The following is a 4,803-nucleotide window of genomic DNA, read 5'->3' as shown; positions in this document are numbered from 1 at the left end:
GACGGTCAGCCGTTGCCCGCGAGTTCGCCGCTGAGCGTCTTGTGGATACGTGCGCTGGGCTCGTTGAGGCCGGTGATCTCCACGGTCTTGCCGCGCTGGGCGTACTTGTTCTCGATGGCGTCCAGGGCGGCGACGGAGGAGGCGTCCCAGATGTGGGCGGCGGACAGGTCGATGACGACGGTGTCGGCGCCGGTGGAGTAGTCGAACCGGCCGACGAGGTCGTTGGAGGAGGCGAAGAACAGCTCGCCGGTCACGCGGTAGACGACCCTCGTGCCGTCGGGGTCGCCGACGGCGGTGACCTCGGCGAGGTGAGCGACGCGCTTGGCGAAGATGACCATCGCCGTGACCGACCCGACCACGACACCGATGGCGAGGTTGCCGGTGGCGACCACGCAGACGACGGTCACCACCATGACGACGATCTCCCCGGCCGGCATCCGCCTGAGCGTCTTCGGCGCGATGGAGTGCCAGTCGAACGTGGCCACCGACACCATCACCATCACGCCGACGAGCGCGGCCATGGGGATGTCGGACACGACCGGCCCGAACACGATGCACAGCACCATCAGGAAGGCGCCCGCAAGGAACGTCGACAGCCGGGTGCGGGCGCCGGACACCCGTACGTTGATCATCGTCTGGCCGATCATGGCGCAGCCGCCCATGCCGCCGAAGAAGCCGGTGACGATGTTGGCGACACCCTGCCCGACGGACTCACGCGTCTTGGAGGAGCGGGTGTCGGTGATGTCGTCGACCAGCTTGGCCGTCATCAGCGACTCCATCAGCCCGACCAGGGCCATGGCGAGCGCGTACGGCGCGATGGTCGTCAGGGTTTCCAGTGTGAACGGCACGTCCGGCAGGCCGGGCACCGGGAGCGCGGACGGGAGGTCGCCCTTGTCTCCGACGGTGGGTACCGCGATCCCCGCCGCGACCGTGATGACGGTGAGGGCGACGATGGACACCAGCGGGGCCGGGACCGCCCTGCTGACCCTGGGGAAGAACACCAGGAGGGCCAGGCCCGCCGCGAGCAGGGGATACGCCGGCCAGGGCACGTCCGTCATCTCCGGCACCTGCGCCATGAAGACCAGGATGGCGAGGGAGTTGACGAAGCCGACCATCACACTGCGCGGCACGAACCGCAGCAGCTTCGCCACCCCCAGCGCGCCCAGCGCGATCTGGATGACACCGGCCAGGATGACGGCCGCGACGAGGTAGCCGAAACCGTACTCGCGGTTGAGCGGGGCGATGACCAGGGCGACCGCGCCGGTGGCCGCGGAGATCATGGCCGGCCGGCCGCCGACCACGGAGATGGTGACGGCCATCGTGAACGAGGCGAAGAGGCCGATGGCCGGGTCGACCCCGGCGATGATCGAGAACGAGATCGCCTCCGGGATCAGCGCCAGGGCCACCACGAGACCGGCCAGCACCTCGGTGCGCAGCACCTTCGGATCGGTCAGCCAGGTGGGACGCCGGGAACCACGCAGCCACGCGGCCGGGGACAGTGCGGAGGAAGACAAGAGAAGCGGAACCTGTCGTGCTCGGGCACACCCGGCATCACGGCGGGCACGCGGAAGGACGGGGAAGGCAGGGGGCGAGGCGGCTGCGGAGTCCCGGCCGACGCCGTTCAGGTGCGAAGCGTCACGGCGGGAAGGCAGCGCCGCCGGCCGGCACGGGCACGCTCGCTCCGGCGGACATCGGACTTCGCCGGGGGCTTCGTCGGCCCCGGTACAGCAGATGGTGCGGGACGGTGTCCCGCACCAGGGGAACGGACACGGGGAACGGCCGCCCCAGGACCAGGGAAACTCTACCCTAACGTTAGAGTAGAGATTGGCGCCGGTCCTGGCGGCGGTCGGGAGACGGACGAGGAAGGGCCCCGCGTGAGCAGCGAGCACATGCAGATCGGCGAGGTCGCCGCACGGACCGAGCTGTCGCTGCGCACCATCCGGCACTACGAGGAGACCGGCCTCGTCATCCCCTCCGCCCGTTCCCAGGGTGGCTTCCGCCTCTACACCGAGGCCGACGTGGCCCGCCTGATGGTCATCCGCAGGATGAAGCCCCTCGGCTTCACCCTGGACGAGATGCGGGACCTGCTCGACGCGACCGACCTCCTGGACTCCGGCGAGCAGCTCCCGCCCGCCGACCGCGACGAACTGCTGGCGCGGATCCGCGGCTTCGAACAGGCCGCGCAGCGCAGGGTCGACGATCTACGCGTCCAGCTGGCGGCGGCGGAGGAGTTCGCTGCCACTCTCGCCGAGAGGCTCACGCGGACGCCGACGCCCTGAGCGGGGGACCACTCACTCAGCGCCGGCGCGGGTCGCCCCGAGCGTCACCTCGGCGCGATCGCCGCCTCCGCCGCCGCCTTGATCCGGGCACCGAATCCATCGGCGTCCCTGCGTGCGGCGGCGAGCGCCGGCCCGACCAGCAGCTTGCCCACGCCGTGGCCTTCCAGCACGTTGAAGAGACGGACGCGGGTCCCGCCGGTCGGCAGCGGCTCCAGATCGTAGCCGCCTTCGCGGGCCATGACGGCGTTCTTCGACACCTCGGCCCACCGGATCGTGACCGGGGCATCGAGGGCGGTGATGCGGAACTCCCGGCCGGATTTCAGCCCGGCGTCCTTCACGGTGCTCCGAAAGACGGTGCCCACGGTGGTCGGGGCATCGGGGACCCGCTCGATCTTCAGCACCCTGGGACTGAACTGCGGATCGTTGCGCCCGTCGGCGAGGTAGGCGAACACCTCCTCGACGGGCCGGTCGATCTCGACGTTCGCCTCGAACTGTCCTGACATCGGCACTCCCGATCGGTCGACCCGCACGCGTCAAGGAACACGCCGCCACTGCCCGTTGTGCCCAGCGGCACGGCGACCCTACGGGACCACGGGCGATCGCGCGCGACGAGCGGCAGAACCGCGACGCCGGGGCCCGGCCGCACGCACGCCGCCCGCCCGCCGCCCGTGTGCGGCACGCGGGACGCCGCCGGAACCGCCGCGCCCTGGCGCCGTGCAGAGGCATGCGGTCCTCGGCTGTCACGTTCGGCTGTCGCGTTCGGGCAGGACCGCTTCCGGCTACCGTCCGGCGCCCTCCCGGCAATCACGTACATCATCCAGGTTCACGTATGGGAACGCTGGCGAGGGTCGAGCCTTGCGCTGTCTGGAAAGCTCCGTTGGGGCGGAAACGGCTCGACGCCTGGATCAACCGTTTACATCTGCAACGTGCTGGCGTGAGTCGCGGTGACCACTGACGCCGGTGTGATGCCGTGGGCCTTAAGGCGGAACGGGCCTGTAAGCGGGTTCTCCCCCTCCGGCTCAGCCTGTTCAGACCCTTGCCACCGCGCCACGGGGCCCCTATCGTCGCCCCACGGAAAGCGCTTTCTCGGAGCCGGGGACTGTTGCGGGAAAGCGTGATCGTCGCGGTGGGCGCCGCGACTTGCGTGCGAGCCGCCAGTGATCCGGTGGTGACCTGGAGCGGTCACGCATGCCCCTTCGTCGACCCGCGTCCGGGGTGACACCCGGGCGGGCGCGGCGTGGATGGCGGGTGGCTCATCCGTCCAGATTGACGGTACATCGACAATCGAACGCTGTGTGCGGCAGCAACTTGGGTCAGGCAGAAGCAGAGAATCAGGAGACATCCATGCAGAGAAGTGTCGCTCTACGGCTCTCCGCCGCATCAGCCGCGATGGCCGTCGCGGCCGGCGTAGGTGTCGTGCTGTCGATGCCGGAGGCATCGGCGGCGACCGGTACCGCAACCGGTTTCGCGACTCAGAACGGCGGGACCACCGGCGGAGCCGGTGGTCAGACGGTGCGAGCCACCACCGGAACCGCGATCCACGCGGCACTGTGCGGCCGGGCCAGCAGCAGTACCCCGATCACCATCGAGGTCGAGGGGACCATCAATCACGCCAACACCGCCAAGGTGTCCGGCACCAGCTGCAACACCGCCGCCGGTGTGATCGAGCTGAAGCAGATCAGCAACGTCACCATCGTCGGCGTCGGCAGCGGAGCCGTCTTCGACCAGCTGGGCATCCACATCCGTGAGGCCAGCAACATCATCATCCAGAACGTGACGATCAAGAACGTGAAGAAGTCGGGCTCGCCCACCTCCAACGGCGGCGACGCCATCGGCATGGAGAGCGGCGTCCGCAACGTCTGGGTCGATCACTCGAGCCTGGAGGCGTCGGGCGGGGAGTCGGAAGGCTTCGACGGCCTCTTCGACATGAAGGACAACACCCAGTACGTGACGCTGTCGTACAGCACGCTGCGCAACTCCGGCCGCGGTGGTCTGATCGGTTCCAGCGAGACCGACGTCTCCAACAGCTACATCACGTTCCATCACAACCTGTACCAGAACATCGACTCCCGAGCGCCCCTGCTGCGCGGCGGAGTGGCCCACATGTACAACAACCACTACGTGAGCCTGAACGAGTCCGGCATCAACTCCCGTGCCGGGGCACGCGCGAAGGTGGACAACAACTACTTCGAGGACTCCAAGGACGTCCTGGGCACCTTCTACACGGACGCGGCCGGCTACTGGCAGGTCGGCGGAAACGTCTTCGACAACGTGACCTGGTCGGCCCCCGGCACCGACAACAAGCCGGCCGGTCCCAACCCGCAGTCCAACACCACGGTCAGCATCCCCTACGCCTACACGCTCGACTCCGCCGCCTGTGTGCCGGACGTGGTGAGCCGCACGGCCGGGGCCGGCAAGGGTCTCCAGGTGTCGAACGGCAGCTGCACCGTGCAGTCACCCACGCCGACGCCGTCCACCCCGCCCACGTCCTCCACGCCCACCCCGACGGCGACCAGTACGTGGT

4 protein-coding genes are annotated in these 4,803 nt (G+C 69.2%); 2 read left to right on the top strand and 2 right to left on the bottom strand.

Translation table 11 applies throughout. The features are described from left to right. Window positions 1–5: 5 nt before the first annotated feature. On the bottom strand, window positions 6–1,514 hold the full coding sequence (locus tag BZL64_RS18670; RefSeq protein ID WP_086770333.1) for a SulP family inorganic anion transporter: 1,509 nt from the start codon (window positions 1,512–1,514) through the stop codon (window positions 6–8). A 360-nt stretch (window positions 1,515–1,874) separates the two neighbouring features. On the opposite strand from BZL64_RS18670, the gene BZL64_RS18665 reads away from it, so the two are divergent. Then, window positions 1,875–2,279, top strand: a complete 405-nt coding sequence (locus tag BZL64_RS18665) for a MerR family transcriptional regulator (protein ID WP_167396162.1) — start codon at window positions 1,875–1,877, stop codon at window positions 2,277–2,279. A gap of 44 nt (window positions 2,280–2,323) precedes the next feature. Here BZL64_RS18665 and BZL64_RS18660 read toward each other — a convergent pair whose 3' ends face one another. Further along, a complete protein-coding gene (locus tag BZL64_RS18660; RefSeq protein ID WP_086770332.1) occupies window positions 2,324–2,782 on the bottom strand; it encodes an SRPBCC family protein in 459 nt (152 codons plus the stop codon). A gap of 841 nt (window positions 2,783–3,623) precedes the next feature. On the opposite strand from BZL64_RS18660, the gene BZL64_RS18655 reads away from it, so the two are divergent. Next, on the top strand, window positions 3,624–4,803 hold a 1,180-nt coding region (locus tag BZL64_RS18655; protein ID WP_107430311.1), incomplete at its 3' end, for a pectate lyase family protein.

The sequence above is a fragment of the Streptomyces bobili genome (assembly GCF_002154575.1).
Taxonomy (GTDB): Bacteria; Actinomycetota; Actinomycetes; order Streptomycetales; family Streptomycetaceae; genus Streptomyces; species Streptomyces bobili.
The sequence above is the reverse complement of the archived record's forward strand: the minus strand, read 5'-3'. Positions and strand labels throughout refer to the sequence as shown.

Bases quoted from the DNA above. Each gene is read 5' to 3' on its own strand.
- BZL64_RS18660 (WP_086770332.1), bottom strand. From the start codon at position 2,782: ATGTCAGGACAGTTCGAGGCGAACGTCGAGATCGACCGGCCCGTCGAG.